Raw genomic sequence first — 13,665 nt, forward strand, 5'->3', positions numbered from 1 at the left:
AAGATCCTTCGGCGATACTGTGCCGCGTGGGGACGCTGATCGGCACGTACGAGATCGAACGCAAGCTCGGCGAGGGCGGCATGGGGACCGTCTGGCTCGCGCGCTCGCGCGGCGGACGCGCCGTCGCCGTCAAGGTGGCCCGGCCGGAACTCGCCGCCGACCCCGGATTCCGCGAGCGGTTCCGGGCCGAGATCCTCGCCGCCCGCCGGGTCGGCGGCTTCCACACGGCGCAGGTCGTCGACGCCGACCCCGACGCCGAGGCGCCCTGGCTCGCGACCGCCTACGTCCCCGGTCCCACCCTCGCCGGCCTCGTCGCCGCGGAGGGCCCGATGGACGAGCGGCGGCTCCGGGCGCTGGGCGCCGCGCTCGCCGAGGCCCTGGAGGCCATTCACGGCTGCGGGCTCGTCCACCGCGACCTCAAGCCCGGCAACATCGTCATGGCCGCCGACGGGCCCCGCGTCCTGGACTTCGGGATCGCCCGCGCCCTGGAGTCGACCCGGCTCACCGCCACCGGAACCGCCTTCGGCACCCCCGGCTACCTCGCCCCCGAGCAGGCCCTCGGCGAGGAGGTGACCGGCGCCGCCGACGTGTTCGCCCTCGGCGGCGTCCTCGTCGCGGCCGCCGGCGGGCGGGCGTTCGGCGACGGGACCCCGATGGGGCTCATGTACCGGACCGTCCACGAGGCGCCGGACCTGACCTCCGTACCGGAGCCGCTGCGCGGCCTCGTCGGGCGCTGCCTCGCCAAGAACCCGGCCGAGCGGCCCACGCCCGCACAGCTCCTCGACGCGCTCGTGGCGGAGCCCGCGCCCGCGCCCGAGCCCGTGCTGCCGACGCCGACCGTCGTGTCGGTTCCCGCGCCCGCTCCGGGGGACGGTGTCCAGGACGCCGTACCCCTCCACGTCCAGGACGCCGTACCCGTCCACGCGCAGCCCACCGTCGTCGTACCGCCGCGGCCCGCCGCGCCGCCGGGGCCCGCGCCGACGTTCGAGGCCGCCGACAAGACCTCGGGGATCGCCGTCGACGCCGACGGGGTGGTCTTCGTGGTCTCGGACGTCGAGGCGGAGTTCGGCTGGGAGGAGATCGGGTCCGTCGCGAGCGAGCTGACCCGGCGCGGCCGGCGGCTCGCCGTCACCCTCACGCTGTACGACGGCTCCACCTACACCTGCGAGGTCGACGCCCGCGGCACCGAGCGCGCCGACGCGTGGGCCCTGCAGCTCGACCTGGTCCTGAGGCGCTACCTGCCCGCGTAGGACGGCAGGACATGGCGCGGCGCCGTCGCTGGGGGGCGACGGCGCCGCTGTCGTGCTGTGGGGTGGTTACGGCAGGGTCCTGCTGTGGGTCGTTACGGCAGGGTCCCGCTGTGGGGTTACGGCAGGTTGTGGACGTGCGGGCCGACCGCGTTGGACCAGGCGTTGCCGGCCGTCGCGTCCCAGTTGGTCGACCAGGTCATCGCGCCGCGCAGGTTCGGCCAGGTCTGCGAGGGCTTGAAGGAGCCGCAGTTGGTGCCGCGGGCCAGGCAGTCGAGCGCGTTCTTCACGATCGACGGGTCGACGTAGCCGCTGCCCGCGCCCCGGGTCGAGGCGGGCACGCCGAGGCCGACCTGGGAGGCGTCGAGGCCGCCCTGGAGCTGGATGCAGGCGAGCGCGGTGAGGAAGTCCACCGAACCCTGGCTGTACACCTTGCCGTCGCAGCCGAGCATCGAACCGCTGTTGTAGTACTGCATGTTGACGACCGTGAGGATGTCCTTCACGGCGAGCGCGGTCTTGAAGTACTCGGTGCCCGTGTTCTGCATGTCGATGGTCTGCGGGGCCATCGTCAGGACCATCGAGGAGCCGGCCTTCGCGGAGAGCTGGCGCAGCGCCTTCGTCAGGTACGTGGAGTTGATGCCGTGTTCCAGGTCGATGTCGACGCCGGTGAAGCCGTACTCCTGCATCAGGGCGTACGCGCTGTCCGCGAAGGCGGTCGCCGAGGCGTCACTGTTGATGGTGACGTTCCCCTTCTCGCCGCCGACCGAGATGATGACCGACTTGCCCGCGGCCTTCTTCGCGGCGACGTCGGCCTTGAAGTCGGCGACGGAGGCGTAGCCGACGGCCGGGTCGAGGTTGAAGACGATCTGGCCGGGCGTGGTCGTCGAGTCGGCGAAGGAGACGGCGATGATGTCGTACTGCGCCTGCACGTCCCGCAGCTTCTGGACGGTCGCGCCGTTGTTGAAGTTCTGCCAGTAGCCGGTCAGGGCGTGCTTCGGTACGGACGGGCCAGGGCCCGGGTTGGTGGTACGGGCGGAGACGGCGGTCGACTTGGCGGACTCGCCCGCCGCGTTGGTCGCCGAGACCTGGAACTGGTACGTGGTGTTGGCCGCGAGGCCCGTCACCGTGGCGGAGGCGCCGGAGACGGTCTGCGCGAGGGAGCCGTCGCGGTACACCTTGTAGCCGGTGGCGCCGGAGACCGCGTTCCAGCTCAGGGCCACGGAGGACGAGGTGATCGAGCCGGTCGCGAGGCCCGCGGGGGTGGCGGGGATCACCGGGTCGGGGTCGACCGGGCCGCCGCCGTCGGGGCCGAAGACGGAGACGTCGTCGACGTGGTAGGCGGCCTGGCCGTACCAGCCGTGGGTGTAGACGGTCACCTGGGTGGTGTTGGCGCCCGTGGTGAAGCTGGTGGTCAGCTGCTTCCAGGAGGTGCTGTCGGGGGTCCAGGTGGAGACGTCGGTGGTGCCGGTGCCGGTCGCGCCGAGGTAGGCGTACCCGCCCTGCACCCAGGCGCTCAGCGAGTACGTCGAGTTGGGCTTGACGGTGACGACCTGGCTGCAGCGGGCGTTGTCCTGGCCCGCCGGGCTCGCCTTGAGGGCGCCCGCCCCGGTGCGTACGGGCGAGGAGACGGCGGCGCCGCTGCCCGCCGTGCAGGTCCAGTTGGCCAGGCCGGACTCGAAGCCCGCGTTCTTGGCCACGTTGATGTCCGCGGCCTGGGCGGTGCCGGTGCCGCCGACGAGGGCGAGCCCGGAGCCGACGGCGAGCGCGAGGGCGCCGCCGATCCATCTGCGCGAGCGTGTGGTGGTGCGGTCCACTTGCTGCCTCCGGTGGGGGAGATGGGGGAGAGGGGGGAGGGGAAGGGGAGGGGAAAGGGAGGTAGGTCACGGTGGCCACCGTTGGAGGAACAAGCTGGTCCAGACCAATCGAGTTGTCAAGACCTCTGACGGGGCTGGGGAGTTGGGCGGGCGGGCCCGAGGGGGCGTCTCGGGCCCATGCGCGGACCCAGTCCAGGGCCCAGTTGTGGGCCCAGCGCTGGGTCCGGTGTCAGGCCCAGCGCAAGACCCATCCGGACCAAGAATTCTCGTTGTGCTTGCCGGATTGTGTGTTCACCAGCCCACAGGTCGTGGATAAAGTGCCAGCATCGCGCTGTGCAGTAACGCGGTGAACGCAGTGAGTCATGGGGACATGGGGACTTGGGGACGGGGAGCCCGACGTGCCGACAGCGATCGCGGTCACCAGTGCCGACCTGGTGCTGCCACCGACCGACCAGCAGACACCCACCGCCGCCGTCCTGCCCGCACCCGAAGCCCGGTCCCTCTCCTCCGCCGTGGCCGACCTCCAGCTCCTCCTCGACCGCTACGGCCATGTGATCGTCCTCTGCCCGAGCTCCCTGCCCAAGCCGGCCGAACAGCGCCTGCACGCCATCCGCTCCCTCCTGGAGAGCGACCGGATCGCCCTGGTCAAGACCGACCTGCCGCCCCTCGGCACCGCCGTCCTGGCCCGGCAGCTGCGGCAGCTCTCCGTCTGCGACTTCAGCCCCGGCGTCGTCGCCTCGGCCGCCCGGCTGCTCACCCACTACATCTACGCCGGCGCCGTCCTCGGCTCCGTCGCCAAGCTCGACCGGGTGCCCGTCACCCTGAAGTCGCACGTCAAGGGCTGGCTCCCCGGCGCCCAGTTCGCCGTGCTCGCCGGACCCGTCCCGCAGCTCGTCCGGATCGGCGCGGGCGTCGCACCGCCCACGGGGCCCGAGTTCGCCACCCAGCTCCTCGTCGCCCGCGGCCAGCTCCAGACCGACTGGCCCACCGGCACCCTCGCCCCGACCTGGCAGGTCCAGGCCGTCCACGAGGCGCCGCTGCCCGCCGAGTCGCCCCGCTGGTGGGGGACCGGGCGGCTCGTCGAGTTCACCGCGTACCTCCCCGACATCGCCGTACTCCACCGGCTCGTCGCCTCCGTACGGCGCGAGACCTGCCACTGGTGCGGGATGGAACTCATCGGCGACCGCTGCGGCTTCTGCGCCGCGCCGTGGATCGCGTCGACGGCCCCCGCGCCGTCGCGCACCGCGCCGTCGCGCACCGCGGCGGGGGCGGGAGTGGGCGCGGGGGCGGTGGGGTCGTCGGGCGCTTCGTCGGGCACCTCGGCCGCCGCCCGTTCGGTGGCCCCCGCGTCCGCCCCGCCGAACGCGCTGCCGACCGCCGCCGGCGACCGCCCGTCCCGCGCGCTGACCGCACCGGCGCCCTCGGCGCCCCCGTGGCCGTCGACGCCGTCACCGCCGCCGCCGGGAGACATCCCGCCCGCCACGCACCCCGCCCGCTGAGCCCCACGTGTCCCGTCCGCTGACCTACGTACCCCCGATCGAGGTTGTCCGGCAATGAACTCTCGCCAGCGTCGTGGCGTCATCCTGTTGCTGCTGTCCGTCCTGTGCGCCCTCGGCGCGTTCGCCGGCGTCCTCTCCGTGATCGACGACGTCAACTCCAAGGTCGGGCCCGAGGTGACCGCGTACCGCGTCAAGGGCGACGTGGCGCCCCACACCCCGCTGAACGACGGGCAGTTCGAGAAGATCTCGATGCCGGAGCGCTGGCTCTCCAAGACCGCCGTGACCGATCTCGACCAGATCAGGGGGAAGATCGCCGTCACCCGGCTCGAAGCCGGCTCCCTCCTCCAGTCGGACATGATCGTCAAGCGGCCCGCGCTCCAGCCCGGCCAGCAGGAGATCGCCATCATGATCGACGCGGCGACGGGCGTCGCCGGCAAGATCACGGCCGGTGCCACGGTCAACATCTACGCCACGTTCGCCGGCGAGAAGGGCGGCAAGGCCGCCCAGTCCAAGGTCATCGTCAGCAACGCCCGCGTCATCGACGTCGGCAAGCTCACCCCCATCTCCGACCGCGACGACCGCAGCAACGGCCCCACCGAAGCCGTCCCGATCACGTTCGCGCTCTCCACGCTCGACACCCAGCGCGTCGCGTACGCCGAGTCCTTCGCCGAGCACGTCCGGCTAGCCCTCGTCGCCCCCGGCGGCGAGTCCACCCTCACCCCCGACGACCGCACCTACACGCTCGACAAGGACAAGTGAGGCCGGTATGACCACCAGGATCCTGCCGGCCGTCGCCGACCCCGACGCGGCCCGCGCCGTCATCAGCCTCCTCAGCCAGCTCCCCGGCGCCGAACCCGGCGCGCCCGTCGCCGACTCCACCCAGCTCGTCGACACCCTCGCCCGGCTGGCCGCCCAGTCCCTCGACGAACTCCCCGAAGTCGTCCTCGTCCACGAGCGGATCGGCCCGGTGCCGGCCCTCGAACTCGTCCGCGAGGTCGCCCTCCGCTTCCCCGCCGTCGGCGTCGTCCTCATCACCGCCGACGCGAGCCCCGTGCTCTTCTCCGCCGCCATGGACTCCGGCGCGCGCGGCCTGGTCACCCTCCCGCTCGGGTACGAGGAGCTGGCCAGCCGCGTCCAGGCCGCCGCCCAGTGGTCCGTCGGCGTCCGCCGCCACCTCGGCGGCGGAACGGACGTCCTCACCGGACCCGGAGGGACCGTGGTGACCGTCAGCGGCGCCAAGGGCGGCGTCGGGACCACCGTCACCGCCGTCCAACTCGCCCTGGCCTCCCGCGCCTCGGGCCGCAACGTCGCCCTCGTCGACATGGACCTCCAGGGCGGCGACATCGCCTCCTACCTCGACGTCCAGTTCCGCCGCTCGGTCGCCGACCTCGCCGCCGTCGACGACATCTCGCCCCGCGTCCTCCAGGAAGCCCTGTACGTCCACGAGACGGGCATCGCCCTCCTCCTCGCCCCCGGCGAGGGCGAACGCGGCGAGGACGTCGCCGACCGCTCCGCCCGCCAGATCGTCGGCGCCCTGCGCTCCCGCTACGACGTCGTGGTCGTCGACTGCGGCACGTACCTCAACGGCGCCAACGCCGCCGCCGTCGAGATGGCCGACGCGGCCGTCCTCGTCACCACCCCGGACGTGGTCGCGGTGCGGGCCGCCAAGCGGACCGTACGGATGTGGGACCGGCTCCAGATCCGCAAGGCGGAGGAGACGACCGTCCTGGTCAACCGGCACACCCGCGGCACCGAGATCCAGCCCGCTCTCATCCAGAAGATCACCGGTACGCGCATGGCGGGCGTCGTCGTCCCCGCCAACTTCAAGGAGCTGCAGGGCGTCGTCGACGCGGGCCGCATGCACGAACTCGACGCCCGGTCGAGCGTCAAGCAGGCCCTGTGGGCGCTCGCCGGCGAGCTGGGGCTCGTCGGCCCGCCGGCCGGCGCTGTCGGATCGGGCGGCGAACAGCGGCCCGCGCTGGGGCCCGGTTCGGGTAGGCAGTCCGGTTCCGGTTCGGGGAAGCAGCTCGGCTCCGGGAAGCAGTTCGCCCGGCTGACCCGCGGCAAGGGCGGGCGCTGAGCCATGCCGACTTCGGGGCGTAGAGCTCGGGCGCGAGGGGACGACAGGGGGCAGGTCGCCGTCGAGTTCCTCGGCATGGTGCCGCTCATCCTGATCACGCTCGTCCTGCTCTGGCAGTGCGTCCTGGTCGGCTACACCTTCACGCTGGCCGCCAACGCCGCCGACGAGGCAGCCCGCGTCTGCGCGGTCGGCGGCGACTACGCGGCGGCGGGGAAGCGGCACGTGGGCGAGGCGTGGGCGGCCGGGGTGGGCTGCGACGCGTCGGGCGACCTGGCCCAGGCCACGGTGAGACTCAAGGTCCCGGTCCTCGTCCCGGGCACGGTCTCGTTCCCCTTCACCGTGACCGGCGAGGCCGGAGTCGTACGGGAGGACGAGGGGGCGGGAGCCGGATGAGCCGCGCACGCACCGCCGCGCCACGCACCGCCGCGTCACGCGACGGGGGACGAGTGGTCGCCCGTGACGGGGAACGAGCGGTCTCCCGTGACGGGGGACGAGCGGTCTCCCGCGACCGCGGCCAGGCAGCCGTCGAGTACCTCGGGTTCCTCCCCATCCTCCTCCTCGTCGCCCTCGCCGGAATCCAGCTCGGCATCGCCGCGTACGCGGCACAGCAGGCCGGAACGGGAGCGCGCGCCGCCGCCCGGGCCCAAGGCCACGACGACGCGACCATCGACCCGCGACGGGCCGGCCGGTCCGCGATGAGCGACTGGATCGCGTCGAACGCGGAGGTCGTCGTCCGCGAAGGCGGCGGCGAGGCCGTCGCCACCGTCACCGTGGACATCCCGTCCGTCGTCCCCTTCTGGGACTTCGGGCGGATCGAGAAGAGCGCCACCATGCCCGTGCCCGAGGAGGGCGAGTAGCCATGAGCCTGCGAGCCCGCATCAGTACCCCCGACGAGCCCCGCGTCGGAGGCGCCAAGGAGGACAGCCACCTCGTCGCGACCTTCCGCGCGAAGCTCCTCGAGGAGATCGACCTCACCGAGATGTCCGCGCTCGTCGCCACCGAGCGGCGCGCCCGCCTCGAACGCGTCCTCGGCCACATCATCAGCCGCGAAGGCCCCGTCCTCTCCACCGCCGAACGCGCCCAGCTGATCCGCCGCGTCGTCGACGAGGCCCTCGGCCTCGGCGTCCTCGAACCCCTCCTCGAAGACGCCTCCATCACCGAGATCATGGTCAACGGCCCCGACCAGATCTACATCGAACGGGCCGGCCGGGTCGAACTCCTCCCGCTCCGCTTCGCCTCCCACGAACAGCTGATGCAGACCATCGAGCGGATCGTCTCCACCGTCAACCGGCGCGTCGACGAGTCCAACCCGATGGTCGACGCCCGGCTGCCCTCCGGCGAACGCGTCAACGTCATCATCCCGCCGCTCTCCCTCACCGGGGCGACCCTGACGATCCGCCGCTTCCCGCGCGCGTACACACTCCGCGAGATGGTCGGCCTCGGCTCCCTCGACGAACAGATGGTGCTGCTGCTCGCCGGACTCGTCCAGGCCAAGTTCAACGTGATCGTCTCCGGAGCCACCGGCACCGGAAAGACCACCCTCCTCAACGCGCTCTCCGAACTGATCCCGGACGGCGAACGCGTCATCACCATCGAGGACTCCGCCGAACTCCAGCTCCGCCAGGCCCACGTCATCCGCCTGGAGAGCCGCCCCCCGAACATCGAGGGCCGCGGCGCCGTCACCATCCGCGACCTCGTCCGCAACTCCCTGCGCATGCGCCCCGACCGCATCATCGTCGGTGAGGTCCGCGGCGGCGAGACCCTCGACATGCTCCAGGCCATGTCCACCGGCCACGACGGCTCCCTCGCCACCGTCCACGCCAACTCCGCCGAGGACGCCCTCATGCGGCTCCAGACCCTCGCCTCCATGTCCGAGGTCAAGGTCCCCTTCGAGGCGCTCAAGGACCAGATCAACAGCGCCGTCGACGTCCTCGTCCAGCTCACCCGCCACCCCGACGGCACCCGCCGCGTCACCGAGATCGCCGTCCTCGCCTCACGCGGCCGCGAACGCTTCACCCTCGCCACCGTCTGCTCCTTCCGCGCCCAGCCGCTCGCCGCCGACGGCCGCGTGTACGGCGTGTACGCGTACCACCCGCTGCCCCGCCGCGTCGCCGACCGGCTCTACCTGGCGGGCCAGCCCGTCCCACAGGCCTTCGGCGTCGCCACGTCCGACGACCAGCTGACCACCCGAGAAGCGAAGTAGGAGAGGGAGGGGAACGGAGATGCTCTCGTCGACATGGCCGGTGACCGGCGTCGTACTGCTCGCCTGCGTCCTCGGGGTGCTCGGCATCCACACGTACGCCCGCGGCACCGCCGACCGCGCCGCGCTGGTCGCCCGGCTCAAGCAGACCGGCGAACCGGAGCTCACCGGCCGCCGCAGGCGCCGCTTCCGCGGCATCGACCGGCGCGTACGACGCACCGCCTTCGGCCGGAAGCTGGAGCTACGGATCTCCGCCACCGGCCTCGACGTGACTCCCGGCGAGTTCGTCGTCGCCATGACGGTCATGGTGCTCCTGCTCTGGATCGCGGGCCAGGCCGTGCTCTCGCCGTTCTTCGGCCCGATCTGCGGCCTCGTCGGTATCTGGGTCGCCCTGGGCTTCCTCAACTGGCAGCGCCAGAAACGCATCGAGAAGTTCATCAACCAACTCCCCGAACTCTCCCGGATCCTCGCCAATGCCACCCAGGCCGGACTCGCCCTGCGCATGGCCCTCAGCATGGCCGCCGACGAACTCGACGCACCGGCCGGCGACGAACTGGAGAAGGTCGCCCAACAACTCGCCGTCGGCACGTCGATCGACGACGCGCTCGGCGAACTCGCCGAACGCCTGCCCTCCCGCGAACTCGTCGTCCTCGTCACCACCCTCGTCCTCGCCAACAAGGCGGGCGGCACCGTTGTCTCCTCGCTGCGGAACCTCACCGAGACCCTGGAGGAACGGAAAGAGACGCGCAGGGAGGTCCGTACACAACTCTCCCAGGTGAGCATGACGGCGTACTCCGTCCCGGTGATCGGCATCGGCTCCCTTCTCCTCATCGACAACATGCAGCCGGGGGCCCTGGACCGGATGACCGGCTCGGGCCTCGGCCAGGCCGCCGTCGTCGCCGCGTTCGCGCTCTACGTCGTCGGCTTCGTGATCATCCGCCGCTTCTCGAAGATCGACGTGTGAGGGGCGGACTGACATGGACCTTCTCCTCGCACTGGCCGCCGCCCTGTCGGTCACCGGAATCCTCTACGGCATCCGCCTCTACCGGGCCGACGCCAAACTCCCCGACGACCTCCAACTCGCCCTGGAAGTCGGCTCCACCCGCACCGGCGCCGTCTACTCCGTCGTGGACCGCCTCGGCATGCGCTACTCCGCCGCCGTCCTGCGCGCGATGGGCCCCAAGCGCGTCGACGCCGTCCGCCGCCGCATCGACCTGGCCGGCAACCCCGGCGGCCTGACCATCGACCGCTACGGAGCACGGCGCGCCGTCTACGGCTTCCTCGGCGGCTTCGGCGGCCTGATCATGCTCTCCGACGGCGACGTACTCGTCGCGCTCCTGCTCTTCGCCTTCGGCGCGTTCTGGACCGAGGTCGGTATCTGGTCGGCGATCCGCATCCGCAAGGACCAGATCGAGCGCACCCTCCCGGACTTCCTGGACGTCCTCGCCGTGGTCGTGTCGGCCGGCCTCGGCTTCCGCCAGGCACTCGACAGGGTGGCGGAGAAATACGAAGGCCCCTGGGCCGACGAACTCCGCATCACCCTCCGGCAGATGGACATGGGCGTGAGCCGACGCCAGGCCTTCGACGAACTGCGCCGCCGCAACGACAGCGAACAGGTCGCCCAGTTCGTCACCGCCCTCCAGCAGGGCGAGGAACTCGGCGCGCCGATCGTCGAGACGCTCATACAGATCGCCAACGACATGCGCCGCACCGACGCCCAGAACGCCCGCCGGAAAGCCGCGAAAGCCGTCCCCAAGGCCACGATGGTGATCACCACGCTCATGGTCCCCGCGACGATGATCCTGCTGGGCGCCGGCCTGTTCCTCGGCTCGGGGACGAACCTCGGATCGATCACGGGGGAGTGAGGGTGAGGACACGATGACGCTCAGAGTGCTCGTCGCCGACGACAACCCGGTCGTCCGCGCCGGCCTGCGCGCCCTGCTCGACGCGGCGACCCCCGACATCCGGGTCGTCGCGGAGGCCCCCGACGGCCGCACCGCCATGGACGAAGCCCGCCGCACCCGCCCCGACGTCGTCCTCCTCGACGTCCGCATGCCCATCGTCGACGGCCTCACCGCCCTCCCGCACCTGGTCCGCGTGGCCCCGGTCCTGATGCTCACGTACAGCGTGGAGACCGAGGTCGTCCAGGAGGCACTCCGCCTCGGAGCCGGGGGCTACCTGGTCCACGGCGAGTTCACGGCCGAGGAACTCGTGACAGCCGTCCGCGACGTACGAGCGGGCCGCGCCCGCTTCACCCCGACGGCGGCCAACGCGTTGGTGGGAGTGGTAAGGGGTGCGACTGCACACGGCAGTGTGCGGCCAATCGTCTCGACTGGATGGCGATTTGGCTCCGGGGCTTCGCAGATGCAACCGAATGTGTCACGCTTTGGACTGAGCGTGAGGGAGGGGGAAGTGATGGACCTGATCGCATCGGGCCTCAACAACAGGCAGATCGCCGACACATGCTTCATCAGCGAGAAAACGGTCAAGAACCACATCAACCGCATCTTCGCCAAACTTCACGCCACCTCCCGCAGCGAAGCCATAGCAGCCTGGCTCGGCACAAGGGCCGCCTCATGACCTGGGCCCGTGTTTGGGCCTACGGGCCCTGTGGGGAGGAGGTGGTGTTGACGTACCGTGCGCGTGCCGAACTCGGCAGCGGCACGGGGATGTACGAATCCGGAGGGGACGGCGACCATGAGCGACCTCATGCTGAAGGCTGCGACGAAGGCAAAACTCCACGTCGAAGCCTGGCTCCGCACGAGGACGACAAACGACCGCGGCCAGACGGCGGTCGAGTACCTGGGGATCATCGTGGTGGTCGTGGCGATCGTGGTGGCGATCAGCGGGACGGACATCGGCAAGACCATCAAGGATGCGATCACGGCGAAGATCGCCGCCGTCACCAAGTAGTGCCGTGCCCCAGACGCAGAGACGCGGGCCAGGCTTTTCCCGTCTACATCACCGTGGTTGCGGGCCTGCTCTTTCTCGCGTTCGCCTACTTCGCCGTCGGTCAGGCCGCAGCGACCCGGAACGGCGCTCAGACGGCGGCTGACGCTGCGGCCCTGGCTGCCGCTCAAGACGCTCGCGACCAGCTGCGGGCCGGATGGCTTGGGGTCATCCTCGACCCGGCACAGTGGGGTGATTTCCTCGAGGGTGGGGAGTACGACGACCGCGCCGCTTGTCAACGCGCGGCCTCCTTCGCCGCCAAGAACGGTGCGAACCTCTCAGGCGACGGTTGTGTTCCCCTTCCCTTCGAGGAGCGCGGCTTCAGGGTTGAAGTGATGACCCAGGCTGCCGTCGGCGTCTCGGTGATCCCTGGCACCGAGGACCGGCACGCCACGGCGAGGGCCAAGGCCGTGATCGAGCCTCTGTGCACCTTCGAGGCTCCTGAACCGCCCCCGGGAACAGACCCGCCCTCGGAACCCGAACCGACTCCGGAACCGGACCCCGAGCCGTCACCCACGCCAACGGAACCCGCACCGATTCTCGGGCTCGCGTGCGACGGTGTTCCCTGGACGATCGACCCTGACCGGCCGGAGCTCCCGAGCGCCGCCGATCTCTTCACCGTGCGACTGGCCGACTGACAAGTGAAGGAATCCCGTTCATGAGTGTTCGGTGCGCAACGAAGGCCCTCAGGAGATGGGCCGTGGGAGCCATCGCGGCCGGCCTGGTCCTTGGCGTAACGGGCTGTGGCAGCGGCGAAGAGCGCCCGACGGACAAGTCCTCCGCGAGTTCCGTGGTGCCCAAGAACACACCAAGCCAGGACTCGAAGCCAGAGGAGCCGGCCGAGACACTGGCTGTCCTCAAGGGGCCGAACGGGCTTGAACTCACCATCGGCTCGGCGCAGCGCGACGCAGGTGGCTTTCTGACCATCAAGGGCAGCCTGAAGAACACATCGGACTCTTCTGCTGTCGTCTCGTCCCAGACGAGTGGAAATGAAACCGAGGTCATGAAGCACGGCAGCTCCCTCGGGGGCGCCACCCTCGTCGACTCCCTGGGAAAGAAGCGATACTACGTGCTGCGTGACACGGACGGACGCCCTCTCACCACCACAGGTATCAGCCTGTTGGCGGCCGACAGCTCGACCGAGGTCTTCATGCAGTTCCCGTCCCCGGGCGCCGGCACCACCGAAGTCACCTTCCAACTCCCCACCTTCGAACCCGGCACCATCAAACTCTCCTGACGGACGCCGCCATGACACCCCGCCGCCTCGCACCCCTCGCCGCCCTCACCCTCCTTCTCTACGTCACCTCAACCGGTCCCGTCCTCGCCGACGATCCCCCCAACTCCACCTCCAGCGCCTCCCCGCCCCCCGAGATCGACGCCAACTCACCCGAGTTGATGCTTCCCGACGGGGCCACCCTCGCCGCGCCCAAGGTGCTCGACATCAAGCAGGTCGTCGAGGAGGAGGGCGGCGAGCAGCGGCGGGAGGACACGAACGTCGACGTGACCTTCGCCCTGCAGGCCGAGGTGCTCTTCGGGAAGGACAGCGCCAAGCTCGGCCCCGCCGCCACCGCCCGTATCGCCGCCATCGCCGTCGAGATCAACAAGCAGAACTCCAGCCGCGTCCGCGTCTTCGGATTCACCGACGACCTCGGGACGTACGAGCACGGGCTCAAGCTCTCCAAGGAGCGCGCCGACGCCGTCCAGCTGGAGTTGGCCAAGACGCTCGAACCGGGGAAGACCTTCGACATCCGCGGCTACAGCGAGGACTACCCGATCGCCTCCAACGCCACCGAGGAAGGCCGCACCAAGAACCGCCGAGTAGAGATCTCTTTCCCGCGAACGACCACGACCTCCCCCGCCCCCTAGCTCCCTCGCC

General features: G+C 71.0%; 14 protein-coding genes and 1 pseudogene. 14 read left to right on the forward strand and 1 reads right to left on the reverse strand.

Annotated elements, in window-relative coordinates; genetic code table 11:
- The first annotated feature begins 80 nt into the window (after window positions 1-80).
- The gene (locus ACWCO8_RS15725; RefSeq protein ID WP_451032855.1) at window positions 81-1,250 is read left to right on the forward strand and encodes a serine/threonine-protein kinase; all 1,170 of its coding nucleotides are present in this window, start codon (window positions 81-83) and stop codon (window positions 1,248-1,250) included.
- 116 nt (window positions 1,251-1,366) lie between these two features.
- On the opposite strand, the gene ACWCO8_RS15730 is transcribed toward ACWCO8_RS15725, so the two are convergent.
- On the reverse strand, window positions 1,367-3,061 hold the full coding sequence (locus tag ACWCO8_RS15730) for a chitinase (RefSeq protein WP_451032651.1): 1,695 nt from the start codon (window positions 3,059-3,061) through the stop codon (window positions 1,367-1,369).
- Window positions 3,062-3,423: 362 nt separating this feature from the next.
- Between ACWCO8_RS15730 and ACWCO8_RS15735 the strand changes: the two are divergent.
- The 13 genes and pseudogenes from ACWCO8_RS15735 to ACWCO8_RS15795 form a co-directional block, all read left to right on the forward strand.
- Window positions 3,424-4,281 (forward strand): annotated as a pseudogene (locus tag ACWCO8_RS15735) (hypothetical protein); the annotation flags it as partial.
- Window positions 4,282-4,614: 333 nt separating this feature from the next.
- Window positions 4,615-5,319 (forward strand): Flp pilus assembly protein CpaB, encoded by a 705-nt coding sequence (cpaB, locus tag ACWCO8_RS15740; RefSeq protein ID WP_451032652.1) that lies wholly within the window; start codon window positions 4,615-4,617, stop codon window positions 5,317-5,319.
- A gap of 7 nt (window positions 5,320-5,326) precedes the next feature.
- On the forward strand, window positions 5,327-6,640 hold the full coding sequence (locus ACWCO8_RS15745) for an AAA family ATPase (protein ID WP_451032653.1): 1,314 nt from the start codon (window positions 5,327-5,329) through the stop codon (window positions 6,638-6,640).
- A gap of 3 nt (window positions 6,641-6,643) precedes the next feature.
- Window positions 6,644-7,033: a TadE/TadG family type IV pilus assembly protein gene (locus ACWCO8_RS15750; protein ID WP_362014661.1), complete on the forward strand. Its 390-nt coding sequence runs from the start codon at window positions 6,644-6,646 to the stop codon at window positions 7,031-7,033.
- Complete coding sequence (locus tag ACWCO8_RS15755) at window positions 7,030-7,497, forward strand: TadE family protein (protein ID WP_451032654.1); 468 nt, start codon at window positions 7,030-7,032, stop codon at window positions 7,495-7,497. Before ACWCO8_RS15750 ends, ACWCO8_RS15755 begins: the two co-directional genes overlap by 4 nt.
- Before the next feature lie 2 nt (window positions 7,498-7,499).
- Window positions 7,500-8,843 carry a CpaF family protein gene (locus ACWCO8_RS15760; protein WP_451032655.1) on the forward strand — a complete coding sequence of 448 codons (1,344 nt, stop codon included), beginning with the start codon at window positions 7,500-7,502 and terminating at the stop codon, window positions 8,841-8,843.
- 19 nt (window positions 8,844-8,862) lie between these two features.
- On the forward strand, window positions 8,863-9,804 hold the full coding sequence (locus tag ACWCO8_RS15765) for a type II secretion system F family protein (RefSeq protein WP_362014656.1): 942 nt from the start codon (window positions 8,863-8,865) through the stop codon (window positions 9,802-9,804).
- Window positions 9,805-9,817: 13 nt separating this feature from the next.
- Window positions 9,818-10,705, forward strand: coding sequence for a DUF5936 domain-containing protein (locus ACWCO8_RS15770; RefSeq protein WP_451032656.1), 888 nt, complete (start codon window positions 9,818-9,820; stop codon window positions 10,703-10,705).
- A 13-nt stretch (window positions 10,706-10,718) separates the two neighbouring features.
- A complete protein-coding gene (locus ACWCO8_RS15775; protein WP_362014652.1) occupies window positions 10,719-11,420 on the forward strand; it encodes a response regulator transcription factor in 702 nt (233 codons plus the stop codon).
- A gap of 117 nt (window positions 11,421-11,537) precedes the next feature.
- A complete protein-coding gene (locus ACWCO8_RS15780) occupies window positions 11,538-11,753 on the forward strand; it encodes a Flp family type IVb pilin (protein ID WP_451032657.1) in 216 nt (71 codons plus the stop codon).
- Window positions 11,753-12,427 (forward strand): pilus assembly protein TadG-related protein, encoded by a 675-nt coding sequence (locus ACWCO8_RS15785; RefSeq protein ID WP_451032658.1) that lies wholly within the window; start codon window positions 11,753-11,755, stop codon window positions 12,425-12,427. The genes ACWCO8_RS15780 and ACWCO8_RS15785 overlap by 1 nt, the downstream gene beginning before the upstream one ends.
- 20 nt (window positions 12,428-12,447) lie before the next feature.
- Window positions 12,448-13,026, forward strand: coding sequence for a hypothetical protein (locus tag ACWCO8_RS15790; protein WP_451032659.1), 579 nt, complete (start codon window positions 12,448-12,450; stop codon window positions 13,024-13,026).
- An 11-nt stretch (window positions 13,027-13,037) separates the two neighbouring features.
- A complete protein-coding gene (locus tag ACWCO8_RS15795) occupies window positions 13,038-13,655 on the forward strand; it encodes an OmpA family protein (protein ID WP_451032660.1) in 618 nt (205 codons plus the stop codon).
- Window positions 13,656-13,665: the final 10 nt, after the last annotated feature.

Source organism: Streptomyces sp. NPDC001927 (assembly GCF_053594455.1).

Bases quoted from the DNA above. Each gene is read 5' to 3' on its own strand.
- ACWCO8_RS15725 (WP_451032855.1), top strand. From the start codon at position 81: ATGGGGACCGTCTGGCTCGCGCGCTCGCGCGGCGGACGCGCCGTCGCC.
- cpaB (WP_451032652.1), top strand. From the start codon at position 4,615: ATGAACTCTCGCCAGCGTCGTGGCGTCATCCTGTTGCTGCTGTCCGTC.
- ACWCO8_RS15745 (WP_451032653.1), top strand. From the start codon at position 5,327: ATGACCACCAGGATCCTGCCGGCCGTCGCCGACCCCGACGCGGCCCGC.
- ACWCO8_RS15750 (WP_362014661.1), top strand. From the start codon at position 6,644: ATGCCGACTTCGGGGCGTAGAGCTCGGGCGCGAGGGGACGACAGGGGG.
- ACWCO8_RS15755 (WP_451032654.1), top strand. From the start codon at position 7,030: ATGAGCCGCGCACGCACCGCCGCGCCACGCACCGCCGCGTCACGCGAC.
- ACWCO8_RS15760 (WP_451032655.1), top strand. From the start codon at position 7,500: ATGAGCCTGCGAGCCCGCATCAGTACCCCCGACGAGCCCCGCGTCGGA.
- ACWCO8_RS15765 (WP_362014656.1), top strand. From the start codon at position 8,863: ATGCTCTCGTCGACATGGCCGGTGACCGGCGTCGTACTGCTCGCCTGC.
- ACWCO8_RS15770 (WP_451032656.1), top strand. From the start codon at position 9,818: ATGGACCTTCTCCTCGCACTGGCCGCCGCCCTGTCGGTCACCGGAATC.
- ACWCO8_RS15775 (WP_362014652.1), top strand. From the start codon at position 10,719: ATGACGCTCAGAGTGCTCGTCGCCGACGACAACCCGGTCGTCCGCGCC.
- ACWCO8_RS15780 (WP_451032657.1), top strand. From the start codon at position 11,538: ATGAGCGACCTCATGCTGAAGGCTGCGACGAAGGCAAAACTCCACGTC.
- ACWCO8_RS15790 (WP_451032659.1), top strand. From the start codon at position 12,448: ATGAGTGTTCGGTGCGCAACGAAGGCCCTCAGGAGATGGGCCGTGGGA.
- ACWCO8_RS15795 (WP_451032660.1), top strand. From the start codon at position 13,038: ATGACACCCCGCCGCCTCGCACCCCTCGCCGCCCTCACCCTCCTTCTC.